Here is a 24,672-nt window from a genome sequence, read left to right as displayed (position 1 = left end):
CCGTAGAAAAAATGACGCGGGGATGCAATGCCGCGCAGTTTACCCTAATTCGTCCGCGCTTCCGTCGGATCGGCTTGCGCTTCCTCGACCAGCACTTGCTTCGGCCGCCGCCACTGCGGCAGGCTGATCAGCAATACGGCGCTGATGATCACCAGCATCGCCAGCGCTTCTTCGATACCAATGGTCTCGCCCACAAACACGATGCCCAACAGTACGGCGACGGCCGGGTTGACGTAGGCATAACTGGTTGCCGCCGCCGGGCGCACATGCTTGAGCAGGTACATGTAGGAATTGAAGGCGATGATCGAGCCGAAGAAAATCAGGTAGGCCAGCGCCAGCCAGCCTTCGACCGGCGGCAGCGCTTGCAGGTGTTCACCGCTCACCGCGCTGCCGATCAACAGCACAACACCGCCGACCAGCATTTCCACCGCGCTGGCCATGGCCCCCTGCGGCAACGGCAGATATTTGCTCCACACCGAACCGAACGCCCAGGTCGCCGCGGCGAAAATCAGCAATGCGGCGCCCAGCGGGCTGGACTGCAAGTTGGAGCCCATGTTGAGCATGGCGATGCCGATAATCCCCAGCGCTACCCCGGCCCACTCGAGACGCGTGTTGCGCGCACCCCAGAAATAGCCGAACAACAAGGTGAACAGCGGCACCGTCGCCACCGCCAGCGCCGCCACGCCGGACGCCACACCGGTGTGCTCGGCCACGCTCACCGCACCATTACCGAAACTGAGCAGCAAAATCCCGATCAGCCCCGCCGCCTTCCACTGCGCCCAGGTCGGCGCCGGCGACCCGCGCCAGCGCAGGAAGGCGTACATCAACGTGCCGGCAATCACAAAGCGCACCCCGCCCAGCATCAGCGGCGGCCAGTATTCAACGCCGATGCGGATCACCAGATAGGTCGATCCCCAGATCACATACAACGCGAAAAACGCGGCAATCAGCGGCAAGGAAAAACGGCGCAAGGCAGACATGGACAGCTCGACATTCAGTGTCAGGAAATTGAGTATTCTAGAAAGGCGCGCCAGCAAAAATAAGTTACAAAACCCGTTTATCGCGCCGGTACACTTTTGAAAACAGGGAGATCGTCGGGTTTATCCGCGGTTTCGAAAGTCTGATCTCGAAGCCAACGGCAAACCAATCTGAAACGGCGCATTTCCATGTGGGAGCCAGCAGGCTGGCTCCCACAGGGGTTCGTTGTCGGTCTTGGGATCAGCGGAAGCGCAGCAGGTGTTCGTTGACCTTGGCAGCGGGGACTTTCTGCAATTTGCACAGCAGGTCATGGTTCAGCTCGCGCACGCCATGTTTGTGCCGCAACTCGTCGGCCAGATGCGCCATCAGATTGGCTGCCATTTCGGCGTCGGCCATGGCCCGGTGAGCCTGGCCAGTGTGTGGCAGGCTGGCGAAGGTCGTAAGGGTGCCGAGTTTGTGATTGGGTGCCGCCGGCATCAAGCGCCGTGCCAGCAGCAACGAGCAGGCAAAGTTCTGCAAGCGTGTGCGCTTGATTCGCCCCAGTTCGAAATCCCAGAACTTCTGGTCGAACGAAGCGTTGTGCGCCAACAGCGGTGTGCAGCCGACAAACTCGTTGACCTCTTCCATCACCCGTTCGGCTGACGGCGCGCTGCGCAGCATGGCGTTGCTGATGCCGGTCAGTTGTTCGATGAACGCCGGGACGCGCACACCGGCGTTCATCAGGCTTTGGTAACGCTCGACGATGCGGCCGTTTTCCAGCATGACCACGGCGATTTCCGTGGCCCGGCAGTTGCTGTTCGGCGTCAGGCCAGTGGTTTCAAAGTCGATGACTGCAATGCGTTCCAAACCGGGTTCAACTCCGTTCAAATCAATCTTTGAGCTTAATTCTTCAGCAACAGCGCGCCTTCGATCGGCACGTAGCGGCTGGCGGCGCGGATCAGCGAGTTGGCGGTCAGGCCGGGTACGCCATAAGCCACCGCTTGCACGCCATGTTTGCTGATGATGCGTTCAAGCAGCATGTCGAAATCGCCGTCACCGGAGGCCAGCACGACTTCGTCGACGTGGTCGGCGGCGTCCATGATGTCCAGGGTGATGCCCACGTCCCAGTCGCCCTTGGCCGATCCGTCGCTGCGCTGGATGTAGGGCTTGAGTTTCACGGTGAAACCAAGGTTGCGCAGGATCTGCTGAAACTGCTGCTGCTTGCTGTCGCCGCGGTCGATCGCGTAGGCGTAGGCCTCGACGATCTGCCCGTCCTTACTGATGTCGGCCCACAACGCGGCGTAGTTGAAATGGCAACCATAGGCCTGACGCACGGTGTAGTAGAGGTTCTGCACGTCGGCGAACACTGCGATTTTTTTCACCGGAGTTCCTGTGGGTGCGCACGCGCACGAAGCGGGGTCAGGCGCCAGGGCCCGAAAAGGCGCTCAGTATGCCAGCCCGAGGGAAGATTCCGCGAATAATCGGCCCGAAGCCCCGAGGGGCTCCGGACGAATGGTGGAGTCAGACGAAGGAATCGTCGTCATCGAAGAACGACGAGCTGTCGTTGCTGTAATCGGTGTCGGTGAAACCGCTGTCCGCCACGCGCTGGTCATCGCCCCAGCCGTTATTGCTCTGGTCGGTGACCTGGGCCGGCTCTTCCTTGATCACCTCGACGATTTCCTGCGGCTGCTGGTTGTGATGAAACAGGCTGCTGATGCCTTGCGCGAGCATCACGCCACCGGCTACGCCGGCCGCGGTTTTCAGCGCGCCACCGAGGAAGCTGTTGCCCGCCGCTGGCGCGGCTTGTTGCGCATAATTGGGCGGAGCGGCGCCGAAGTTCTGCTGTGGTGCCGGAGCTTGGTAGCTCTGCTGCGGCGCCGGTTCGCGCCAGCCACCGGTGGCTGCCGGGGCGGCACTTTGCGATGGTGACGGGCGCGAACTGCCGCCGCCAAAGATACTCGACAGGAACCCACCGCCCGCGTTCGCGGCAGGTGCGGCACTCTGCGCCTTGGCCGACTGCAACTCGGCCTGCAAGCGCTGCACTTGCTGGGTCAGTTGCTGGTTCTGTTCATTGAGGCTCTTGAGCGCCGCCTCTTGCACCAGAATCGCCTGGGTCATGAAATAGCCTGCCGCCGGCTGGCGGGTCAGGTGTTCCTTGATCCGCGCCTCGGCCTGGGCGTCGCGTGGGGCTGCCTCCGCTTCGGCCTGTTGCAGCCTGGAAAACAGTCCATCGATCAGGGTTTGCTCTTCGCTGTTCATGGCGACCTCGTAGATTGCCGGTAATAACGTGCCCTCGCCCACTCTGGGCGTGGTGCTCTCCTGTAATGGAGACAGTGACAAAACGTTTCAATGACCTTTACCGAATGTTTACGTTTGTGTCGCCCCGTGTTGCATCGGTTAAAGTGAGCCACTGTTTTCGACCTGCGATACCGACTGATGAATGCCCTCGAAGTACTGCGCGACTCTTTGTATTTTTTCAAACGCCATCTGGGCAGCATCGTGCAGCTGTGCCTGCCGCTAGTGGTTTTCGAGGCGTTTTTGCAGCAGGTGGTCGATCACGCCAGCGGGCCTGAAGGTTTTTCTGCAGTCAGCATCGTTGTCGGTCTGCTGGTGTATCCGTTGTACACCGCTGCACTGATCCTGTTTCTCGATGCCCGCAGCCGTGGCGAGTCGCCGCGCAACCGCGACCTGCTGGCGATGGCCGCGACCCTGTGGCCGCGCTTCGCCCTGCTGACGGCGCTCAATACCCTCCTTATTCTGCTCGGCCTGTCGCTGTACTTCCTGCCGGGGCTGATGCTGATGGTCATGCTCGCGTTTGGCGAGTACCTGCTGGTGCTGCGCGGCATGGGCCCATTGCAGGCGATGAAGGAAAGCCTGCGCCTGACCCGTGGGCATTTCTGGCGGATCCTGCTGTGCATCCTTTGCGTGATGACACCGCTGTGGTTGCTCAAAGGCGCAACGCTGGCGGTGTATCCCGAGCCGCAAAATCCGCTGATTGCGGTGCTGATCGACAGTGCGCACGGCTTCCTGCAGCTGTTCACCAGCGTCGTCCTGTTCCGCCTGTTCATGCTGATCAGCGAATTGCCTGACAAGCGTGACAGAACGATCTGACCGCGCAGCGCTTGGGCATCGCGCCGCCCGTCAGGTATGCTCGGGGCCACTTTCTGTAACGCTATAAGCCGAGCCATGACCCGTCTACTGCGCTACTCGTTGTTGTTGGTTGTACTGGCCATCGTCGTGATCGGCGCGCTGATCTTCAGCCTGACCTGGCGCCCCGACGCCCGGGAAACCCTGCCGGTCAGTTGCACTGCCACAGCGCCAACGCTGGTGCCGGGCCAGGCGCTGAAAGTCATGACCTGGAACGTGCAATACCTGGCCGGCAAGCGTTACGTGTTCTGGAATGATCTGGCCGAGGGCAACGACGAAGCACCGACTGCCGAAGACATGGCGTTCAGCCTCGATGAAGTGGCGCGGGTGATTCGCGATGAGCAGCCCGACGTGGTATTGCTCCAGGAACTCGACGACGGCGCCAAGGCCAGCGGCTACCAGAACCAGCTCAAACTGTTGCAGGAACGTGTCGCCGATCTGTATCCGTGCAGCGTCAGCGCCTTTGACTGGAAAGCCGATTTCGTCCCCGAGCCGCAGATTTTCGGCAGCGTTGGCCGGCAATTGGCGACCCTCAGCCGCTATCGCATCGAGCACACCGAGCGCCTGCAGCTGCCGGTGGCCGACGCCAATGTCATCAGCCGCCAGTTCCAGCCCAAGGACGCCTTGCTGGTGAGCAAACTGCCGCTGAGCGATGGCGGGCAATTGACCGTGTTCAACACTCATCTGGAACACGCCAGCCAACCGGACGCGACCTTGCAGGCGCAAGTGCGCGCGGTGGCCAAAGTCCTCGATAAATACGAAAGCCAGGGCTTGCCATGGCTGATCGGCGGTGACTTCAACCTGCTGCCGCTCGGCCAGTACCGGCGCCTGTCGACCGAACAGCGCACGCCCTACTCGGCCGACAGCGAGCTGCACCTGCTGTGGGACAAGTACCCGATGATCCCGACCAACAATGAAGCCAGCGGCATCGACCGCGCCAGGTGGCTGACCCATTATCCCAACGACCCCGGCCTGAACGGCCCGGATCGTACAGTCGACTACCTGTTCTACAGCCCGAAGATCAAACGCATCGAAGCACGGGTGCGCCAGGATGATACGTTGCGCATTTCCGATCACCTGCCGGTGATTACGCGCTTCTTGTTGCCCGCCGCGCCTTAGTTGCACGGCTAACGACCGGTGTAGTCGACAGCCCTCGATTCACGACATGGAAAGCCATGAAAATATTATTGGTGTGCAAGGATATTGGCGGTTACGCGCGCAAGCTGGCAGATCATTTACGGGCCGAGAACGCTGTGTGCTTCATCGATACGGCGTTGATGGCCGATGCGTTCAACCGGGCGCCGAAAATTCTGCGCCGCCCGCTCAGACGCTGGGCCAAATTACGCCAGTTCAAAAAGGCAGTAGAGGCACACGGGCCGTTTGACGTTGCCCTCGTTATCAACCCGGCACAAATAGACCCAGAGCATTTGGCTATCGGCCTGGACGCATCCTCGCGCAAGATCGCCTACCTCTATGACAGTTTCAGCCGCTGGCCGATGACCCGGGAACAACTTGCCGGGTACGACGAGGTGTTTTCGTTCGATCCGCAGAATGCGCAGCAATACGGCCTGAAGAAACTGCACAACTTCATTTACGACGACTACGACGCGAGCGCTGGCGACGGCGACTACAGCGCCTTCGTGGTCATGGCCGGCAAGGACCGTGTCCCGGCGCTCGAAGGCCTGGCAAGGGCATTCGACCGGCTTGGCGTCAGCGACTACAAGTTTCTGGTGCAGTGCAAACCGGTCCCGGGCGCGCATCCGGGCATCACGTTTTTCGAGCAACGCCTGCCACTGGACGCCGTCGGCGCGCTGGTCAAGCGCTCGCGGATCATTCTCGACATCGCCAAACCCGGTCAGGCCGGGTTGAGCTTTCGTTTTTTCGAAGCCATGGCCGCACGCAAGAAAGTCATTACCACCAACCCCAGCGTGGTCGATTATGACTTCTACAACCCGGCGAACATTCTGGTGATCGACGAGGCTGATCCGGTGATTCCATCAGCGTTCGTTTCAGCCCCATACGTCGACGTGCCCGAACAGATCTATCGCAAATACACCTTGCAAGGCTGGGTCGAGACGGTTTTCACACCACGATAATCGTCGTTCGCTTCAGAGGCCCGGAGGGACATAACCGGGCACATAGCGAACATTGGCGCACTTGCCGTGCAGTATCCGCCCATCCTCGATCAGGAACTGGGCAATCTTCTTCTGTTGATTGACCTTTGCCTGCAACTTGCAGGTGGAGCTGTGTCCGACCTGTTGGTAGTGCTCGGTGTAAACCATGCCATTACCGGTATGGTTCATCGACGTGCCGGCCGCTTCGGTGGTGGTCCAGCTCGCGGACTTGAACCAGGTCAGCACGGCCAAAGGTTCGCCGTTCGGGCCGGTTTCCTTTTGCATCGAATCGGGCGTACCGAACAGATTCAGTGCCTCCTGAAGGTCGCGGCCTTCCCAACGGCTCTGCGCGATGGTGGAACAGCCGGCCAAGAGCAATCCTGCCAACAGGGTTGTCAGCAATAAGCGTGTGCAAGTCATGTGAAGTCCCGGCTTATTTTTTAAGTTCGAGCAGACTGTCGATGTTGTCCATCATCTGGCTCTTTTGCTGAATCGGCGCGAGCTTGAAGAACATCTGCTGGAGCATCTCGATCATTTGCAGGTATTCCATCTTGCCCACCGCGGCCATGTCGTTTTTAGCTCGGTTGCCCGGCGCGCAGGCAAACTTCAGCGCCTGCTGAACCCAGAACTCTTTCGGGGTCTGCCATTGATTGGCAACTTTCAGATGACGCAGGGTGTAAGCGAGACGTTCGATGGACTGGCCGTTGATAAAACGTACCTTGCCCGTAGAACACTGGGCTTCGAGGTTGTAGACGTCGATCATCGGTTTGCCGGGCTCTTCGTAGACCAGGGTCACCGCGACCATGGTCGCGCCTTTGGTTTTTTCCGAAGGCACCACCGACGTCGCATCCGCTACGTACATGATGTTTTTTTGGGCTACGCCGTTGCCGTAGATAATCCACCAGTCGCCAATCGGATTGGGCTCTTCGGCGATTGCCGAATTCGAGGCGGCCAGCAGCGCAGCCGACAAGAAGAGCAACTTCTTGAACTTGAAGAAAGAGGTCATGGGCAGTTCCGTTCCTTGGGCACAAGTTGCGGGCAGCAACACTTGTTATTGTTCAGGCCGCGATTTTGCGAGCCTGTACAAACAAGGGCAATTAGCACGGATGGACTAATGGCGCGCTGCCATCGGGGTCAGGTGCCGCGCGGTTTTGCCCGCGCAGTGGCTTCGGCCACTAGCGGATCATCCGGCCAGTAATGCTTCGGATAGCGCCCCTTCAGATCCTTCTTCACTTCGGCATAGGTACTGCGCCAGAAGTTGGCCAGGTCCTGCGTCACCTGCACCGGCCGCCTCGCCGGTGACAGCAGATGCAACTTGACCACTTGCCGCCCGCCGGCAATTCGCGGTGTATCGGCGAGCCCGAACAGCTCTTGCAAGCGCACCGCGAGAATCGGCGGCGACTCGCTGTAATCCAGGCGAATCGAAGAGCCCGACGGCACGCTCAAATGGTGCGGCGCGAGCTCGTCGAGCTTTTGCGGCAGCGGCCACGGCAGCAGATTGCGCACGATGCTCGACAGGTCGAGGTTGGCAAAATGGCTGAGTCGCGAAACTTTGCCCAGATACGGCATCAGCCAGTCCTCAAGAGAATTGAGCAGTGTCGCGTCGCTGACATCCGGCCACTGGCTGTCGTCCTGATGACTCAGATCGAGCTGGCGCAGCAGCGCCACCCGTGCCTGCCACTGGCGCAATTCCGGGGTCCACGGCAACAGCTCGAGACCTCTGCGTCGGACCAGATTGACCAGCGCCTGACTGCGCGCAGTTTCATCCAGACCGGTTAGCGGTTCGCGGCTGAGGATCAGTTCGCCGACCTTGCGCTGGCGCTCGGCGCGCAGCACGCCTTCGCGCTCGTCCCAGTCCAGTTGATCGACACAGTGCACCTGTTCGGCCAATACCGAGTCGAACAGCGCCGGATCGAAATCCGCCGCCAGATAAATCCGCTCCTCGCGCTGGCCCTGGCGGCTACCGAGATCAGCGATGACGATCCATGGCTCTTTCATCAGGCTGTCGGCTTCGGCGAACAGCGCGGCGCGACCGTTGGCCAGACGATATTCCGCGCCACCGGCACGCCGTTGTTGCGCCACGCGATCCGGGTAGGCCAACGCCAGCAACGCGCCGAGCCAGCGCGGGTGCTCGGGATCGCTGACCGGCGCGCTGGCCTTGCCGCGCAGGTAACCGCGATATTGCCGCGCCAATTGCCGAGCGCGTTGCACCCCGCCCTGGGCGCCACGCGCCGCACGCTGTTCGCCCGAAAGCAGGGCCAGACGACTGTGCAAGTCCGCGCCGGCGCCGCGCAAGATATCGCGCTCGCCGAGCAGCGCCGCGACGTCACAAGCCATGTTCGCCAGGCCCAACGCCTGACCGCGCAACAGCAAATGGCCGATGCGCGGATGCGCCGGCAGTTCGGCCATGGCCTGGCCATGCGGGGTCAGCACCTCGCCGTCGAGCGCACCGAGGCGCTGCAACAGATCCTGCGCTTGTGCATACGCCGCCGCAGGCGGCACATCCAGCCATACCAGTTCATTTGGCGTTACGCCCCAGCGCCCCAGTTGCAGGGCCAGGCTGGCGAGGTCCGCCGAAAGAATTTCGGCACTGCCGTAAGCGGCGAGTTGTTCGTGCTGATCCTGCGACCACAAGCGGTAGCAGACACCCGGTTCGAGTCGCCCGGCACGGCCGGCACGCTGGGTGGCGCTGGCCTTGGAAATGCGCTGAGTATCGAGGCGGGTCATGCCGCTGCCCGGGTCGAAACGCGGCACTCGCGCGAGCCCGGCATCGATCACCACGCGCACGCCGTTGATGGTCAGGCTGGTCTCGGCGATGTTGGTCGCCAGCACCACTTTGCGCTTACCGGGCGGCGCCGGATCGATCGCCGCGCGCTGGGCATTGAGGTCGAGTTCGCCGTGCAGCGGGCAGAGCAAGACATCGCTGCGCTCACCGACGGTATCGGCCAATTGCTGATGCACGCGACGGATTTCCGCCTGCCCCGGCAGGAACACCAGCAGGCTGCCGGTTTCATCATGGAGCGCTTCGAGCACGGTCTGCGTGACGCGCTGATCGATGTACTCGCCGGGCTGAAACGGCCGGCCCCAGCGCATCGTCACCGGATACATGCGCCCTTCGCTGCGCAGGATCGGCGCGTCATCGAGCAACCCGGCCAGACGCTCGCCTTCGAGGGTGGCCGACATCAGCAGAATCTTCAGCGGTTGTTCAGCGCGAAACAGTTCGCGACCGTTCAGACTCAGGGCCAACGCCAGATCGGCGTCGAGGCTGCGTTCGTGAAACTCATCGAAAATCAGCAGCCCCACGCCTTCCAGCGCCGGGTCATCCTGCAGACGACGGGTGAGAATGCCTTCGGTGACCACTTCGATGCGCGTCTTCGGGCCGACCTTGCTGTCGAGGCGAATGCGATAACCGACGGTTTCCCCGACCTGCTCGCCCAACTCGCTGGCCAGACGTTCTGCCGCGGCACGCGCGGCCAGTCGGCGCGGTTCAAGCATCAGAATGGTCTGCCCGGCGAGCCACGCTTCATCCAGCAAGGCCAGCGGCACGCGGGTGGTCTTACCGGCGCCGGGCGGTGCTTCGAGCACGGCTTCGTGGCGTAACGCGAGGGCTTCACGCAGGGCGGGTAAAACATCGTCGATCGGCAAAGAAATCATGCTGGCTCCCAAACAGATCGGCGAGTATAACGGCGAACTGTTTGGCGTAGTCTGAACTCAAAACAGTAGCCGTAATTGTTCAGCTCTCAGGAGACATTTCCATGCGCTTACCTTTTCGCCTGATCGGCGGTGTTCTGGTCGCCACCCTGCTCACGCAGATCACTGCGTGCGGGTCGATTTTCTACCCGGACCGTCGCGGCCAGATCGATGGCAAGATCGACCCGGCGATTGCCGCGCTCGACGCTGTCGGCCTGTTGTTCTACATCATCCCCGGGCTGATCGCGTTTGCCGTCGACTTCGCTACTGGCGCGATCTATTTCGAACCGGGCCACACCGCGCAGATCGATCCCGCCAAGCTCAAGCAAGCCATCGGCCCGGACGGTCAGGTCGATAATCTCAAGTTGCAGGCGATTCTCGAAAGCGAGTTGGGGCGAGACTTTCCTCTCGACGACCCGCGCCTGATCCAGCACAAGGGCAGCACTCAGCAACTGGCGATGTTCGGCCTGCAACCTGCGGCATAAAAAGGAAGATCAATGACCTCCAGCCCCGAACACGCCCGCCTGCTGCGCCTGGCGACCCGCGCCTCGGTGGCGGTGGCGTGCACGCTGATCATCGCCAAAGCCATCGCCTGGTGGCTCAGCGGTTCGGTGAGCATGCTCGCCGGCCTCACCGACTCGGCGCTGGACGGCGTCACCTCGATGCTCAATCTGCTCGCGGTGCATTACGCGCTGCGCCCGGCGGATGACGATCACCGTTATGGCCACGGCAAAGCGGAGTCCCTGGCAGGGATGGCGCAGGCATTGTTCATCGGCGGCAGCGCGCTGCTGATCGCGTTTCAGGCCTACGAGCGCTTCCAGACGCCGCAGCCTCTGGGCGCGCCATGGCTGAGCATCGGCGTGATCGTGTTTTCATTGCTGCTGACCGCGGCGTTGCTGGTGTTGCAGCACCGAGTGATCAAGCAGACCGGCTCCAACGCCGTGCGCGCCGACTCGCTGCACTATCGCTCGGACATGCTGCTCAACGGCAGCATCCTGCTGGCGCTGGTGTTGGCCGGGTTTGGCTTCGAGCAACTGGATGCGTGGTTCGGCCTGGGCATTGCCGCCTACATCCTGTGGAGCGCGATCCAGATCGCCCGCGAGAGTTTTTCGGTGTTGATGGACGAGGAACTGCCGACCGACGTCAGCCAGCACATGCTTGAACTGGCGTGCAGTGTGCCGGGTGTACTGGGCGCGCATGACTTGCGCACGCGCATCTCCGGCAACCACTGGTTCGTGCAGTTGCACCTGGAGTTGCCGGGAGAGTTGACGCTGTCAGTCGCTCACGGCATCAGCGATCAAGCCGCCGACGCCATCCACAAGGCCTACCCACGGACCGAAGTGCTGGTGCACGCAGATCCCGTAAAAGCAGCCACAAGCTATTAGCTTCAAGCTTGTAGCTAATAGCTTGAAGCTTGCAGGTGCTTCTATCTGACTTGGTAGCCGCGACTGCTCAGGCAGTTGCCCTGGGCCTGGCGGTACGCCTGAACCACTTCGGGCGCCGGTTGGTAGGTCGCGGCGCGCGGGTCGAAACCGCTTTGCTGCACCGCATATTGGTAACACTGATAGCCATCCTGCTGGACCTGCTCCGGCGATTGGCCATTCGCTGGATAAGCTTCGACGTCATAACCTTGAGCCTGTGGTTGCGGCGGTTGCTGCACCGGCGGTTCGACCACGACGTAATCCTGCGTCGCTTGCTGATAGGCGTAATAAGAGCCAGCGGCGAGGAACAGCAGCGAGCCGCCGATCCATACTTCGCGGGCGTAATCAGGCAAATACTGGATGCGGATCCCGCGCGGCGGCTGCACGACGATGTAGCGCGGGCCTTGCGGGCGATACCAGTAACCACCGGAATAGAAATAATCCTGCCCCCGATACGGCACGCGGTAGTCGCGATCCGGAAAACGATCGATCACATGCCCCGGACGGTATTGCGGACCCGGGCCCCAGCCATTGCCATGACCGTTCGGACGCCCCGGCCAGCGGTTGTCATCGGGACGGTTCTGGGTCTGCCACTGCTGATTGTGGTAACCATTCTGCGGGCGTTCGTCGCGGTAGTAACCCTGACGCGGTTCCTGGGTCTGGCGCACAGTGTCGGGACGTGGCTGGATCGGCAGGTTATTGCCCGGTTGCCGCGGCGGTTCTGGCCGATCATCGGGGCGGTTGCGGTTCTGCCATTGACCGTCATTGTTGTGCGGCTGGCCGTTGTGCTCGAACTGGCGGCTGTTGTCACCACGAATGATTTCGTTGTTCTGCGGCCGCGGCGGGTTCTGCGCCTCATTGCCCGGCCCGCGTTGATCACCGCCACGGCCCTGACCGTTGCCCTGATGCTGCTGGCCCCGACCGTCGCCATCGGGTCCACGATTTTGCGGCTCGTCGGCCAGCGCTTGCGCACTGACACTCACACACAGCAAACCAACACCGGCCAGACGCCAGATGCGCGAATTCATGTTGTTCCTCACTGCGGGAGCCTGTCATTGGGAGGGCCTGTTGCTAAGACTCGCAACAGGCCCACCGGGTTCTGCGACAGGTTATCAGTCGCGCGACTTATTTATTGAGGCGGCAAGATGAAATCGCCGGCAAGAAAAAAGGGAGACCCGTCGGCCTCCCTTTTAGAGAATTGCGTCCTGGCTCGACGCTTTTGACGTCGGCTCACCTCACGCCGTCTTCTGGACAGTGTGCAGCTCGGGGGCCGGCACAACCCCGGTGGGGGTGGCGGCCGCGGCGGGCCGGATTGGGCGGGCCGCGTGGACTGTGTTACCGAGCAGTGATTCTGGTGATAAGAATAGGCCGGACGCCGCGACAGATGATTGCGAAGATTGCTCAAATAAACACCACTTGCGCAATTTTTAACCCTGGATAGATAATCTGCCGCAATAGTTACAGCCAAGGACAGATTGATGAGCAAACTCGACCGTTACGACCTGAGTATTTTGGCGGAATTGCAACGCGACGCCCGCATCTCCAACCAGGAGCTGGCCGAGCGCATCGGTCTGTCCCCCTCGCCTTGCTCGCGTCGGGTCAAGCAACTGGAAGACGACGGCTACATCTCGCGCCAGGTTGCACTGCTCGATCGCAAGATGCTCGGGCTGAGCCTGACGGCCTATGTGCTGATCGGCATGGACCGGCACACACCGGAGCGTTTCGAGAATTTCGAAGCAGCGATCCGGACGTTGCCGCAAGTGCTGGAGTGCAGTCTGGTGACGGGCGTGGATGCGGATTACCAGTTGAAGGTGGTGGTGCCGGACATGGATCACTATCAGAAGTTGTTGCTGGGGCATTTGACCCGCATCGAGGGTGTCACCAGCGTTCGTTCGAGCTTTGTGCTGAATCAGGTGCTGAACAGTACTGAATTGCCCTTGACCCACCTGCGCAACTGATCAAAGGCACCCTCATCGGAACGCCGCCCGCCCAGCCCTCTCCCAAGGGGAGAGGGGGCCGGTTGGGGAATATTGGAGAGTTACGCCGACCTGATCCCACGAGAGTGAATCCATAATCGACTCGATTTTTCAGGTCAATGTATAACGCAAGACACTGCGGTCAGTCCCCTCTCCCTCCGGGAGAGGGCCAGGTGAGGGCAACCATTGCGGATCAGACCCAGATCAATGCCACCCCACCCACCATGCCGTATACTCCCCGCCGCCCTTTCAGCCTGCCCCGCGCCGGAGATTGCCAATGGATCCAGCACTGTTAGAAGAATGGATGATGACCGGTCTGGTCAGCATCCTGATCATTTTCATGGGTTTCATCGTCTGGGATCTGGCAAAGAAGTCCAAGGCCGGGCGCTTCGGCTCGTTCATTCTGTTTTTCGTGCTGGGCCTGGGCGTGGCCGCGTTCATCATCAAGAGTGTGGTGATCGGCCTGATCGAATCCGGCGCTCTATAAGCGCGCCGGCACTTCTTTCCACTGGCCCTGATCGAGCCCATCAAGCGTCCAGTCACCAATCCTGACCCGCACCAGACGCAACGTCGGCAGGCCGACCGCCGCCGTCATGCGCCGCACCTGACGGTTGCGCCCCTCGCGAATCACCAGTTCCAGCCATGAAGTCGGTATGGTCGCGCGAAAGCGTACCGGTGGATTGCGCGGCCACAACTGCGGCTCATCCAGTTGCCGCGCTTCGGCGGGCAAGGTCATGCCGTCGTTCAATTCGACACCGTCACGCAAACGCTGCAACTGCTCGGCAGTCGGCACGCCTTCGACCTGCACCCAATAAGTCTTCGCCAGTTTGTGTTTCGGATCAGCAATGCGCGCCTGCAATTGGCCGTCATTGGTCAGCAGCAACAAGCCTTCGCTGTCACGGTCCAGGCGTCCGGCCGGGTAAATGCCGGGCACATTGATGTAATCCTTGAGCGTCGCCCGCCCCTCACCATCGCTGAATTGCGTCAGCACATCGAACGGCTTGTTGAACAGGATCAGTTTCGGCTCGGCCGGTGGTGCCTTGGCAACACGGCGCGGCGAGGACGATTGAGGCTTCACGCCAGGGCGGCGGGAAGGTGGACGAGTAGGACGGGACATAAGAGGAGAAAAACATTTAGCGATCAGGGCTGACAATGCTAGTGCCCCGACCGCCAAATGACCACGACTAAGCGTTAACGGAACGGCGGCTCGTCGAAGCTGCGCAGCTTGCGCGAGTGCAGCGAGTTGAGTTCGGTGCGCAGCAGATCCACCGCTTCGATGCCGATCTTCAAGTGCTGGCTGACCGCGCGTTCATAGAAAGCGTTGGCCGAACCCGGCAGCTTGATTTCGCTGTGCAACGGTTTGTCCGAAACGCAGAGCAACGTGCCGTACGGCACCCGCAAGCGATACCCCTGCGCCGCAATCGTGCCGCTTTCCATGTCCACAGCGACAGCACGGGACAGGTTGATCAACGGCCGTTCCTGCGCCCAGCGCAGTTCCCAGTTACGGTCGTCGTAGGTCAGCACGGTGCCGGTGCGCAGGCGTTTTTTCAGGTCGTCGCCCTTCTCGCCGGTAACGTTGGCCGCGGCCTGCTGCAGTGCCAACTGCACTTCGGCCAGCGCCGGGATCGGAATGTTCGGCGGCACTACGCGGTCAAGGATGCCGTCGCGACGCATATACGCGTGGGCCAATACATAGTCGCCAATGGTCTGCGACTGACGCAGGCCGCCGCAGTGGCCGATCATCAGCCAGCAATGCGGACGCAGCACCGCGAGGTGGTCGGTGATGTTCTTGGCGTTGGACGGGCCGACGCCGATGTTCACCAGTGTCACGCCGTGGCCATCGTTGGCGATCAGGTGATAGGCCGGCATCTGATAACGGTGCCAGACCACACCGGCAGCGATGGCCGAGGCTTCGCCGTGGTCCATGCCCTTCTCGATGATCACATTGCCCGGCAGGACCATGCGCACGAATCGCGGGTCGTTGCGCAGTTGCTCCAGGCCATGAACGATGAACTGGTCAACGTAGCGGTGATAGTTGGTCAGCAGGATCCACGGTTGCACATGGCGCCAGTCACTGCCGGTGTAGTGCACCAGACGGCGCAGCGAGAAATCCACACGCGCGGCGTCGAACAGCGCCAACGGCAGCGGATCGGTGTTTTCCCAATCGTAGAGACCGTCAGCGATGCCATCGGTGGCCGCGGACAGGTCGGTACTGGGGAACACCCGCGCCAGCACCGCAGCGGTAACGCCGGAACCGGCCAGCTCATCGCCCTGCTCGACCACGTACGGGTACGGAATGTTCTGCTGGCTGACGCCGACCTCGACGGTCACGGTGAAGTCGTGCATCAACGGGGTCAGTTGTTCCAGCAGGTATTTGCGAAATGCCGCCGGGTGAGTGACGGTGACACTGTAGGTGCCGGGCAACTGCACCTTGGCGTAGGCGCGAGTGGTCTGCGGGACTTCGCCCTGGCAGTGATAGGTCAGACGCAGTTCGGGATAACGAAACAGGGCACGCTGTTCGGCGTCGGGTTCGACGCGGTCCTTGAGGTAACGCTTGAGCGCCGAATTCAGCGCACTGGTGGCCCGCTCATGCAGCTCGGCCAGACGATCCACGGCTTGTTCGGCGGTTTGAACGACAATAAACGCTTCGGTCACGATCAGCTTCCTGTGTTCTGACTTGCAGAGCTTCATCTTGCCTGCATCGTCGCGTCACGGGAACAGTGGCGTTGTGGGTGCAGGCAATTCTTTCAGGCGAAGCGAATCCCTGTGGGAGCTGGCTTGCCAGCGATGAGGCCGTCACATTCAACATTGATGTTGACTGATAGACCGTCATCGCTGGCAAGCCAGCTCCCACAGGGTTTTGTGGTATCGGCAAAATTGAGGTCAGAAAAGCTGCGGAGTCGAACGTGCGACGATCGCCTCGACATCCAGCCCACGCGGCAACGCGCCGTAGACCCGGCCGCCGCCGCTCAAGCGGCTGGCAATGAACGCATCGCTGACCGCCGCGTTACCGGCCTCGAGCAACAGTTTGGCCTGCAAACCGAGGGCGATATCTTCGGTCAACTGCCGCGCCCGATACTGAATGTCGCGGGTGTCCTTGAACTGCGCCTGCAATTGCTGGATATGCGCGGCCAGGCGCTTGTCGCCATGACCATCGCCCAGTTCACTGAACAACACGTCCAGCACGCCCGGCTCTTTCGACAACGCGCGCAGCACGTCGAGGCACTGCACGTTGCCCGAACCTTCCCAGGTCGAATTCACCGGGGCTTCACGGTACAGCCGCGGCAGAATGCTGTCCTCGACATAACCGGCACCGCCCATGCATTCGGCGGCTTCGTTGATCATTCCCGGCGCGCGCTTGCAGATCCAGTATTTGCCCACCGCTGTCACCAGCCGCGCGAACTGCGCTTCGTGGCGATCATCCAGATGATCGAGCGCCTTGCCCATGCGCAGGCTGAGCGCGAGCGCGGCTTCACTTTCCAGCGCCAGATCGGCCAGCACGTTCTGCATCAACGGTTGCTCGCTGAGCAGTTTGCCGCCGACCTTGCGATGCGCACAGTGATGGCTGGCCTGGGTCAGCGCCTGGCGCATCAGCGAACTGGAACCGACCATGCAATCGAAACGGGTCATCGCCACCATCTCGATGATGGTCGGCACGCCACGGCCTTCTTCGCCGATCATCCACGCCAGCGCACCACGAAATTCGACTTCGCTGGAGGCATTGGACTGATTGCCGAGTTTGTTTTTCAGACGCTGGATGTAGAACTGATTGCGCGTGTCGTCGGGGCGATGACGCGGCAGCAGAAAGCAGCTCAAGCCCTTGTCGGTCTGCGCCAGCGTAAGGAAGGCATCGCACATCGGCGCCGAGCAGAACCACTTGTGCCCGACCAGTTCATACGCCTGGCCCGGGCCACTGGCGCCGACCGGATAAGCTTTGGTGGTGTTGGCGCGCACGTCGGTGCCGCCCTGCTTCTCGGTCATCGCCATGCCGATGGTCACGCCGGCCTTGTGCGCCATGCCGACGTTGCGTGGGTCGTATTCGGTGGAGAGGACTTTCGGCAGCCATTGCTCGGCCAGATCCGGCTGCAAACGCAGGGCCGGCACGCTGGCGAAGGTCATGGTCAACGGGCAACCGCTGCCGGCCTCGGCCTGGCTGTGCAGATAGGTCATGGAGGCGCGGGCGACATGCGCGCCGTCCTGCGGGTGAGCCCACGGCAGCGAGGTCAGGCCGTGTTCGATCGCGCTGCGCATCAACTGGTGATACGCCGGGTGAAACTCCACCAGATCGATGCGATGACCGTAGCGATCATGGCTGGCAAACACCGGTCTGTTCTGGTTGGCGAGGAAGCCGGCCTCCATCAGTGGGCCACCGGCGAGCGCCCCGTAGGCCTCGATCCGCGACTCGGCCCAGCCGGCGCCAAACCGGCGCGACCATTCCTGCAACGGCAGATCGATGCGGTACAGATTGGTGCCGTCCAGCGACGGTGGCTGGTTGGTGACTTCGTGGGTTTCGGCGAACTGATGCAGGTTCATCGCGGCGGCTCCTTGATTCGGCAGGAAGTCAGTTAAGCACCGGCCCCACGCCGATCAAAGTGGCATATCCGCCGAATTTGCGGCGCTTTTACCCTCCTCTCAGCACAGCACGCGACGCTCCAGCGCCGACTGCAACTCTTCGAATTTCACCGGTTTGTTCAGGTAATCGATGGCCACGCCGGTAGCGCACAGGTCGCGCTCGGCGTTCAGAGCAAGCAGGAACACCGGCAGATGCGCGCAGCCCGGCAAGGCGTGAATCTGGCAGCACAGCGAGGCGCCGTCATGGGCCGGCAGCTGACAGTCGATCAGTACGGCGTCGACGCTCTCGCGCTGCAAACAGGCCAGTGCCGCCGTCGCGTTGTCCGCGGTACGCACGCGAAAGCCGAGCTTGAGCAGCATGCCGCGCATCACCAATTGATTGACGCTGTTGTCGTCCACCAGTAACACCGTGCAGTCCTGCGGCAAACGAATCTGCTTCTGCGTGGACGAGAACTCCAGCGCCGGTTCGATCACCGGCAATTCAAACTCGACATCCAGTTGAAAACGGCTGCCGCGCCCCGGCTCGGAGCGGTGGGTCAGCTTGCCGCCGAGCAGTTCGACCAGTTGTCGGCAGATCGCCAGGCCGACACCGAGGCCGCCGTATTCGCGGGTCATCGAACCGTCGAGCTGGAAGAAGCGCTGATACATCGTCGCCTCGCCCAGATCGGTAAAGCCGATGCCGGTGTCGATGACTGCAAACGACAGCGCCAGACGATTATCCGTCGAGGGTTTGCCGGTCACGCGCAGCGCCAGACCACCGACGCGAGTGAACTTGATCGCGTTATCCAGCAGGCACTCCAGGCATTGCGCGAGTTTGGCGCTGTCGCCGTGCAGGCGATCCGGCAGCGTTGGCAGCACATCGACCTTGAAGTCCAGCGACTTGCTCGCCGCGTTACCCTCGAATTGCACACGCAGTGCCTCGATCACGGCGCGCAGGCTGAAAGTGCCCGAGGACGCCTTGAGCTTGCCGGCCTGCAATTCGGTCAGCGTGAGGATGCCGTTGACCATGCGCATCATGTCCCGTGCGGAACCGGCGGCCGTCTGCTGATATTGCTCGAGCTCCGGGTCCATCTCGACGGTCTGCATCAACTCCAGCGAGCCGATCACACCGTTCATGGGCGTGCGCAATTCATGGGTCAGAGTGGCGAGGAATTCGTCCTTGAGCTTGTTGCTGTGCGCCAGTTGCTGGTTGAGCACTTCGAGCTTCTGTCCGGCGTCGTACAGCGTCTGCGCCTGCTGCTCACGCATGGCGTTGATGCGGTCGGCCAGCGCCAGCGACAGCAGCGCCACTTCGATGGCCGAACCGATCTGGCTGGCGTACATGGTCAGGAACACATTCGGCAGCAGGCCCAGCACCATTAGCGTATTGACGATGCCGCCCAGCAGGAACGCCGACCAGGCAATGATGAAATAGCGCGCCACCCGCAGACCGCGCCACCAGGCGAGAATCCCCGCAGCAAAAATCACCACGGTGAAGGTCAGCGCCAGTGTCGTCGCCAGACGCAAGGCCAGCGCATAGCTGGTCATCAGCGACAGCCCGATCACCACGGCGCTGAAGGCAATCAGCCCGATCAGCAAGCGATCGAGCCAGCGGCTATGGGTGCGGGTCTGCAGGAAGCTGCGGGCGAACTGGCTGCCGAACAGGCCGGCGCAGCCAATGAAGAATGGCGTGGCAGCGTTGGCCCACCAGGGATTGTCCGGCCAGAAATACTCGACCGCCGCGCCGTTGACCGACAACTGATAGAGGCCGAACGAGCCGATGTAGAAGATGTAATAGAGGTAACTGGTGTCGCGCACGCTCAGGTAGATGAACAGGTTGTAGACCAGCATCCCCAGCAATACGCCATAAATGATGCCGAGCACATACAGGCGCACCGGCTGGTCTTCGAGATAAGCGGTGCTCGACCACAACGTCACCGGCGCCTGGATCGAGCCTTCGCTGGCCAGACGCAAGTACAGCGTTTGTTGCTGATCGGGCTTGAACGGCAGGTCGAACAAGTAGTTGTTCTGGCGGATCTCGCGACTGGCGAACGGCAAGGCATCGCCGGTCTGGCGCACCAGGCGATAGTCGCCAGCAGCGTCGGGCAAGTACAAATCGAGATGATCGAGTGGTGGGTAAGCCAGCTCCAGCAACCAGGTGCGCTGGGCGGCGGGGTTGCTCGGACGATAATGCAGGTCGATCTTCAGCCAGAACGCCGAACGCGAGTAACCGGCGTTGAGCGTGGCCTTGTCGTGGGCCTTGAAATGGCCGGCGGCTGCGTGCGCGCGAACGTCAGCGAGGCTCGCCTGACCGCTCGGGTCTTCGAACACTTGCAGCGATCGGCCCAGCGGCAGGCTCTGGGTGAATTCGTCGAATTCGACAGCGCTCGCCAGGAGGGGCAAGCAGAACAGCAACATCAGCAAATAGCGCATTGAAGCCCCAGCGTGGCTCGTCCGGTTGTGTCAGGAAGCCCCCCATTCCCTTTGAGTAGACGTAAAACCGGTATTACCTGTTATTGATTTGGATCCAGCCTAGCATAGCCGCTGATGGCCATTAAGCACCATCGAAACTTTTCCTACAAAGGCTCTAGAACGGGCGTTTCAGAGCAAAGCTGCGGACTAGAGCTGTTGAGTCGGTCAAGTTGTGACAATGCGGTCGGAATCTCTGTCCGGGATATCGGCCAGGAGCAACGGCACTGAACCCGAAAATCAGCTTTGGTGGTAAGCTCGCGCACCATGAATATCTACAGCTCCCGCCCCGTTGTCCTCTGTCTCTCCGGCCACGACCCCAGTGGTGGCGCCGGCCTGCAGGCAGATATCGAAGCCCTGCTCGCGCAAGGTTGCCATGCGGCTCCGGCCGTCACCGCCCTGACCGTGCAAGACACGGTGAATGTCACTGACTTTCGCGTCCTCGACCGTGAGTGGGTACTGGCCCAGGCCAATGCCGTGCTCAACGATTCCGAAGTCGCGGCGGTGAAGCTGGGCATGCTCGGTTCGCTGGAGATGGTCGAGACCGTTGTCGAACTGCTCTCGGCGCACCCGCATTTGCCGGTGGTCTGCGACCCGGTGCTGCGCGCCGGCGGCGGCGGACGCCTGGGCAAGGACGAAGTCGGTTATGCGATGCGCGAGCGGCTGCTGCCGCTGTCGATCATCGCCACGCCCAACCTGCCCGAAGCGCGCATCCTCGCCGAACTGCCCGATGGCACCGCGGACGAGTGCGCTGAAAAACTCCTGCCATTCGTCAAGAACCTGCTGATCACCGGCGGCCATGGCGACGAAACTGAAATCCACAACCGCGTGTACAGCCGCGACGGTCTGCGTGAAACCTTTATTTGCCAGCGTCTGCCCGGCAGCTATCACGGCTCCGGTTGCACGCTGGCCAGCGCCCTCGCCGGTCGCCTGGCCCAGGGCGAACACCTGGCCAGCGCCGTGCGCAGTGCACTGGATTACACCTGGCGCACCCTGCGCGATGCCGAACAACTGGGCAAAGGCCAGTTCGTCCCGCGTCGCCTGCCGCTGGATTTCTGCTCGTAACGTCGTGAGGTCTGCCCGATGAAACTACGTGGCCTGTATGCCATTACCGACAGCACACTGCTGGCCGGCAAGTTTCTGTCTTACGTGGAGGCGGCGCTGGAAGGCGGCGTCACCCTGCTGCAATACCGCGACAAAAGCAGCGACGAAGCCCGCCGCTTGCGCGAGGCCGAAGCGCTGCGCGATTTGTGCGAGCGCTACAAGACGCAGCTGATCATCAACGACGACGCCGAGCTGGCCGCGCGCCTCAATGTCGGCGTGCATCTGGGCCAGACCGACGGCCCGCTGTCGCCGATCCGCGCCCTGCTCGGTTCGAAAGCGATCATCGGTTCGACCTGTCACGACCAGCTTGCCCTCGCCGGGCAAGCCGCCAAAGAAGGCGCAAGCTACGTCGCCTTCGGCCGTTTCTTCAACTCCAGCACCAAACCCGGCGCGCCGAGTTGCAGCCTCGACCTGCTCGACGAAGCCAAACGCACACTGCATCTGCCGGTCTGCGCGATTGGCGGCATCACCCTCGACAACGCCGCGCCACTGGTGGCCCATGGGGTCGATCTGCTGGCGGTGGTCCACGGCCTGTTCGGTGCTGAAAACACCGCCGAAGTGAACCGCCGCGCCCGCGCGTTCAATGAATTGTTCAAAGCCTGAAGATTGAGAGCCCGATCATGTCTCGTTCCGAAACCCTGTTTGCCAATGCCCAGAAACACATTCCCGGTGGCGTCAACTCGCCGGTTCGCGCGTTCAAAAGCGTCGGCGGTACGCCGCTGTTCTTCAAACACGCTGAAGGCGCTTACGTCACCGACGAAGATGACAAGCGTTATGTCGATTACGTCGGTTCGTGGGGCCCGATGATTCTCGGCCACAGCCATCCGGACGTACTTGATGCTGTGCGCAATCAGCTGCAACACGGTTTGTCCTACGGCGCGCCGACCGCGATGGAAACCGAGATGGCCGATCTGGTCTGCTCGCTGGTGCCGTCGATGGACATGGTGCGCATGGTCAGCTCCGGTACCGAAGCGACCATGAGCGCGATCCGTCTGGCCCGTGGTTACACCGGTCGCGACAGCATCATCAAGTTCGAAGGTTGCTACCACGGCCACTCCGACAGCCTGCTGGTCAAGGCCGGTTCCGGCGCGCTGACCCAAGGCGTACCGAGTTCGGCCGGTGTGCCGGCGGCGTTCGCCAAACACACCCTGACCCTGCCGTTCAACGACATCGAAGCGGTTGAGCAGATGCTTGCCGAAGTCGGTGAAGACGTCGCCTGCATCATCGTCGAGCCGGTCGCCGGCAACATGAACTGCGTGCCACCGGCTCCGGGTTTCCTTGAAGGTCTGCGTTCGCTGTGCGACAAGCACGGCGTGGTGCTGATTTTCGACGAAGTGATGACCGGTTTCCGCGTCGCCCTCGGCGGTGCGCAGGCGTACTACGGCGTCACCCCGGACCTGACCACCTTCGGCAAGATCATCGGCGGCGGCATGCCGGTCGGCTGCTTCGGCGGCAAGCGCGCAATCATGGAACGCATCGCGCCGCTGGGCCCGGTGTACCAGGCCGGTACGCTGTCGGGTAACCCGCTGGCGATGGCCGCTGGCCTGACCACCCTGCGTCTGATCAGCCGTCCGGGTTTCCATGCCGAACTGACCGACTACACCACGCGCCTGCTCGACGGTCTGCAACAACGCGCCGATGCCGCGGGCATTCCGTTCGTGACGACACAGGCCGGTGGCATGTTCGGCCTGTATTTCAGCGGCGCCGACGACATCGTCACCTTTGACGACGTGATGGCCAGCGACGCTGCACTGTTCGGGCGCTTCTTCCACCTGATGCTCGAAGGTGGCGTGTACCTCGCTCCGAGCGCCTTCGAAGCCGGTTTCACTTCGATCGCCCACGGCGAAGCCGAGTTGCAACTGACGCTGGACGCCGCCGAGCGTGCCTTCGCCGCACTGAAATAACCGCCGTACCGCTGACGTTGGCTATCGCCAGCGTCAGCTTTCACCTACACCCCTGCCGTTTTTCCCACGCCGCTGCTAAAAATCTTGTAGAAAGTGGGCGATATATCCCCCACGCAGCAGAAAAACGAGTAAAGACTTTGTAAGGTTGGCCCTGCTTATTTCATAATGCGCGCTTATTGGATCCCCCGACGGGTCCGCGCGCCCTTCAGAGGTAAGTCGATTCCCATGAACCGCACCGGCCGCACCCTTGCATTGGGCTGCCTGTTGCTCCTTCAGCCCCTGCTCGCGCATGCACAAGCAGGCGGCAACTCGTTGTTGATCCCGGCGATGGGTCGTTGCACCCTCAATACTCAGCCGCAAGACGTCACGCAGGCACTGGCCGCCTGCCAGAAAGCGGCGGACGAAGGGGATGCGCAAGCACAATACGAGTTGGGTGAGTTCTACTACGACGGCAAGAACGCGCCGCGCGACCTCAATCAAGCCCTGAGCTATTTCGAGAAGGCCTCGCTGCAAGGCCACGCTCAGGCACAGTTCAAGCTCGGCACCATGTTCTTCCACGGCGAAGGCGTGCAGGCCAACAATATCCAGGCGTACATCGTGCTGAAGATGGCGGCGGTCAACGGTGCCGAAGAAGCGCTGGACACGGCCGATGAAGTCTCGGAGAACATGTCCCGCGAAGACCTTGAAACCGCGACCCAGGTGCTCGGGCAGATCTTCCGCAAATACCTGATGGAATTGCAGAGCGCCGATGGGCGTACGCCGTTTTCACCGCTTCCTTAAGTTCCGCGTCGATCTTTCTGGCCCCATCGCGAGCAGGCTCACTCCTGCAGGGGATCTCCTGCACATCGAAGATCAGCTGTGGCAGCGAGCTTGCTCGCAAAGGGCGCGACGCGGTCGTGAGGGTTACTTCTCAGGCATCGGCATCGGGAACGGCATGACATTGCCGACCGCGCCGCGGGCTTCGCTGATTTTCGGTGTACCCAGACGCTCAACCTCGTCGATGCGCACGATCGAATGCATCGGCACAAAGCTGCGCACCACGCCTTCGAATTGCGCCTTGAGCTTTTCTTCGCTCGGGTCGACGACCACTTGCGTGCGCTCGCCAAAGACGAACTCTTCCACTTCCAGAAAACCCCACAGATCACTTTGATAGATCTGCTTGGCGTACATTTCGAACACCTGGCCCTGGTTGAGGAAAATCACCTTGTAGATTGGAGCTTCGCGTTTGGTCATGGCGGGCGGATAACATCGGGGTAAAAATGGGGGCGCGAACTATAGCATAGCCACCGGACGCACAGCGGTAGGAACCTGACGGCTTGTTCCCTATAATGCGCGGTTC

24 protein-coding genes are annotated in these 24,672 nt (G+C 61.5%); 11 read left to right on the top strand and 13 right to left on the bottom strand.

What is annotated here, in order from left to right; genetic code table 11:
- Positions 1-44: 44 nt before the first annotated feature.
- The 4 genes from yedA to BLU24_RS05290 form a co-directional block, all read right to left on the bottom strand.
- Entirely contained in the window at positions 45-980 is a 936-nt protein-coding gene (yedA, locus tag BLU24_RS05305; RefSeq protein WP_093098096.1) for a drug/metabolite exporter YedA, read from the bottom strand.
- Positions 981-1,218: 238 nt separating this feature from the next.
- Positions 1,219-1,824, bottom strand: a complete 606-nt coding sequence (locus tag BLU24_RS05300) for a 3'-5' exonuclease (protein WP_093098093.1) — start codon at positions 1,822-1,824, stop codon at positions 1,219-1,221.
- Between the two features lie 35 nt (positions 1,825-1,859).
- The gene (locus tag BLU24_RS05295; protein ID WP_016986151.1) at positions 1,860-2,339 is read right to left on the bottom strand and encodes a LabA-like NYN domain-containing protein; all 480 of its coding nucleotides are present in this window, start codon (positions 2,337-2,339) and stop codon (positions 1,860-1,862) included.
- A gap of 139 nt (positions 2,340-2,478) precedes the next feature.
- The gene (locus tag BLU24_RS05290) at positions 2,479-3,216 is read right to left on the bottom strand and encodes a DUF2076 domain-containing protein (RefSeq protein ID WP_093098090.1); all 738 of its coding nucleotides are present in this window, start codon (positions 3,214-3,216) and stop codon (positions 2,479-2,481) included.
- A 177-nt stretch (positions 3,217-3,393) separates the two neighbouring features.
- Here BLU24_RS05290 and BLU24_RS05285 point away from each other — a divergent pair, with 177 nt between their 5' ends.
- The 3 genes from BLU24_RS05285 to BLU24_RS05275 all read left to right on the top strand — a co-directional run bounded on the left by BLU24_RS05285 (position 3,394) and on the right by BLU24_RS05275 (position 6,200).
- The gene (locus BLU24_RS05285; protein ID WP_093098087.1) at positions 3,394-4,068 is read left to right on the top strand and encodes a YciC family protein; all 675 of its coding nucleotides are present in this window, start codon (positions 3,394-3,396) and stop codon (positions 4,066-4,068) included.
- A 75-nt stretch (positions 4,069-4,143) separates the two neighbouring features.
- Positions 4,144-5,223: an endonuclease/exonuclease/phosphatase family protein gene (locus tag BLU24_RS05280; protein WP_093098084.1), complete on the top strand. Its 1,080-nt coding sequence runs from the start codon at positions 4,144-4,146 to the stop codon at positions 5,221-5,223.
- A gap of 56 nt (positions 5,224-5,279) precedes the next feature.
- Entirely contained in the window at positions 5,280-6,200 is a 921-nt protein-coding gene (locus BLU24_RS05275; RefSeq protein ID WP_093098081.1) for a hypothetical protein, read from the top strand.
- 12 nt (positions 6,201-6,212) lie between these two features.
- Here the strand turns inward: BLU24_RS05275 and BLU24_RS05270 are convergent, their stop codons facing one another.
- The 3 genes from BLU24_RS05270 to hrpB form a co-directional block, all read right to left on the bottom strand.
- Entirely contained in the window at positions 6,213-6,590 is a 378-nt protein-coding gene (locus tag BLU24_RS05270) for a hypothetical protein (RefSeq protein ID WP_408003540.1), read from the bottom strand.
- A 61-nt stretch (positions 6,591-6,651) separates the two neighbouring features.
- Positions 6,652-7,224 carry a hypothetical protein gene (locus BLU24_RS05265; RefSeq protein ID WP_093098078.1) on the bottom strand — a complete coding sequence of 191 codons (573 nt, stop codon included), beginning with the start codon at positions 7,222-7,224 and terminating at the stop codon, positions 6,652-6,654.
- A gap of 128 nt (positions 7,225-7,352) precedes the next feature.
- Entirely contained in the window at positions 7,353-9,872 is a 2,520-nt protein-coding gene (hrpB, locus tag BLU24_RS05260) for an ATP-dependent helicase HrpB (protein ID WP_093098075.1), read from the bottom strand.
- Positions 9,873-9,973: 101 nt separating this feature from the next.
- Between hrpB and BLU24_RS05255 the strand changes: the two genes are divergently transcribed.
- Positions 9,974-10,393 carry a polyribonucleotide nucleotidyltransferase gene (locus tag BLU24_RS05255; RefSeq protein WP_093098072.1) on the top strand — a complete coding sequence of 140 codons (420 nt, stop codon included), beginning with the start codon at positions 9,974-9,976 and terminating at the stop codon, positions 10,391-10,393.
- A gap of 12 nt (positions 10,394-10,405) precedes the next feature.
- Positions 10,406-11,293: a cation diffusion facilitator family transporter gene (locus tag BLU24_RS05250; RefSeq protein ID WP_093098069.1), complete on the top strand. Its 888-nt coding sequence runs from the start codon at positions 10,406-10,408 to the stop codon at positions 11,291-11,293.
- A gap of 41 nt (positions 11,294-11,334) precedes the next feature.
- Here BLU24_RS05250 and BLU24_RS05245 read toward each other — a convergent pair whose 3' ends face one another.
- Positions 11,335-12,357 (bottom strand): DUF6515 family protein, encoded by a 1,023-nt coding sequence (locus BLU24_RS05245; protein WP_093098066.1) that lies wholly within the window; start codon positions 12,355-12,357, stop codon positions 11,335-11,337.
- A gap of 450 nt (positions 12,358-12,807) precedes the next feature.
- Here BLU24_RS05245 and BLU24_RS05240 point away from each other — a divergent pair, with 450 nt between their 5' ends.
- Complete coding sequence (locus BLU24_RS05240; RefSeq protein WP_008081091.1) at positions 12,808-13,287, top strand: Lrp/AsnC family transcriptional regulator; 480 nt, start codon at positions 12,808-12,810, stop codon at positions 13,285-13,287.
- A 295-nt stretch (positions 13,288-13,582) separates the two neighbouring features.
- Positions 13,583-13,792, top strand: a complete 210-nt coding sequence (locus BLU24_RS05235; RefSeq protein ID WP_007909655.1) for a DUF2788 domain-containing protein — start codon at positions 13,583-13,585, stop codon at positions 13,790-13,792.
- On the opposite strand, the gene BLU24_RS05230 is transcribed toward BLU24_RS05235, so the two are convergent.
- The 4 genes from BLU24_RS05230 to BLU24_RS05215 all read right to left on the bottom strand — a co-directional run bounded on the left by BLU24_RS05230 (position 13,787) and on the right by BLU24_RS05215 (position 20,289).
- Positions 13,787-14,422 (bottom strand): pseudouridine synthase, encoded by a 636-nt coding sequence (locus BLU24_RS05230; protein WP_093098063.1) that lies wholly within the window; start codon positions 14,420-14,422, stop codon positions 13,787-13,789. The two genes, BLU24_RS05235 and BLU24_RS05230, sit on opposite strands and share 6 nt — an antisense overlap.
- A 74-nt stretch (positions 14,423-14,496) precedes the next feature.
- Positions 14,497-15,996 carry an AMP nucleosidase gene (amn, locus tag BLU24_RS05225; protein ID WP_167359912.1) on the bottom strand — a complete coding sequence of 500 codons (1,500 nt, stop codon included), beginning with the start codon at positions 15,994-15,996 and terminating at the stop codon, positions 14,497-14,499.
- Positions 15,997-16,188: 192 nt separating this feature from the next.
- Positions 16,189-17,838: an acyl-CoA dehydrogenase family protein gene (locus BLU24_RS05220; RefSeq protein ID WP_093098060.1), complete on the bottom strand. Its 1,650-nt coding sequence runs from the start codon at positions 17,836-17,838 to the stop codon at positions 16,189-16,191.
- Between the two features lie 99 nt (positions 17,839-17,937).
- Positions 17,938-20,289 carry a hybrid sensor histidine kinase/response regulator gene (locus BLU24_RS05215; RefSeq protein ID WP_093098057.1) on the bottom strand — a complete coding sequence of 784 codons (2,352 nt, stop codon included), beginning with the start codon at positions 20,287-20,289 and terminating at the stop codon, positions 17,938-17,940.
- Between the two features lie 303 nt (positions 20,290-20,592).
- On the opposite strand from BLU24_RS05215, the gene BLU24_RS05210 reads away from it, so the two are divergent.
- The 4 genes from BLU24_RS05210 to BLU24_RS05195 all read left to right on the top strand — a co-directional run bounded on the left by BLU24_RS05210 (position 20,593) and on the right by BLU24_RS05195 (position 24,113).
- Positions 20,593-21,390 carry a hydroxymethylpyrimidine/phosphomethylpyrimidine kinase gene (locus BLU24_RS05210; protein WP_093106457.1) on the top strand — a complete coding sequence of 266 codons (798 nt, stop codon included), beginning with the start codon at positions 20,593-20,595 and terminating at the stop codon, positions 21,388-21,390.
- A gap of 18 nt (positions 21,391-21,408) precedes the next feature.
- Positions 21,409-22,032 (top strand): thiamine phosphate synthase, encoded by a 624-nt coding sequence (gene thiE, locus BLU24_RS05205; protein WP_093098054.1) that lies wholly within the window; start codon positions 21,409-21,411, stop codon positions 22,030-22,032.
- A gap of 17 nt (positions 22,033-22,049) precedes the next feature.
- Complete coding sequence (hemL, locus tag BLU24_RS05200) at positions 22,050-23,333, top strand: glutamate-1-semialdehyde 2,1-aminomutase (protein ID WP_090286579.1); 1,284 nt, start codon at positions 22,050-22,052, stop codon at positions 23,331-23,333.
- A gap of 225 nt (positions 23,334-23,558) precedes the next feature.
- The gene (locus BLU24_RS05195) at positions 23,559-24,113 is read left to right on the top strand and encodes a tetratricopeptide repeat protein (RefSeq protein ID WP_093098052.1); all 555 of its coding nucleotides are present in this window, start codon (positions 23,559-23,561) and stop codon (positions 24,111-24,113) included.
- 123 nt (positions 24,114-24,236) lie between these two features.
- Here the strand turns inward: BLU24_RS05195 and BLU24_RS05190 are convergent, their stop codons facing one another.
- Positions 24,237-24,566 (bottom strand): DUF1820 family protein, encoded by a 330-nt coding sequence (locus BLU24_RS05190; RefSeq protein ID WP_003185742.1) that lies wholly within the window; start codon positions 24,564-24,566, stop codon positions 24,237-24,239.
- Between the last annotated feature and the right edge of the window lie 106 nt (positions 24,567-24,672).

It is taken from the genome of Pseudomonas sp. Z003-0.4C(8344-21), from assembly GCF_900104975.1.
Lineage (GTDB): Bacteria > Pseudomonadota > Gammaproteobacteria > Pseudomonadales > Pseudomonadaceae > Aquipseudomonas > Aquipseudomonas granadensis.
This window is presented reverse-complemented; position numbering and strand designations above follow the sequence as displayed.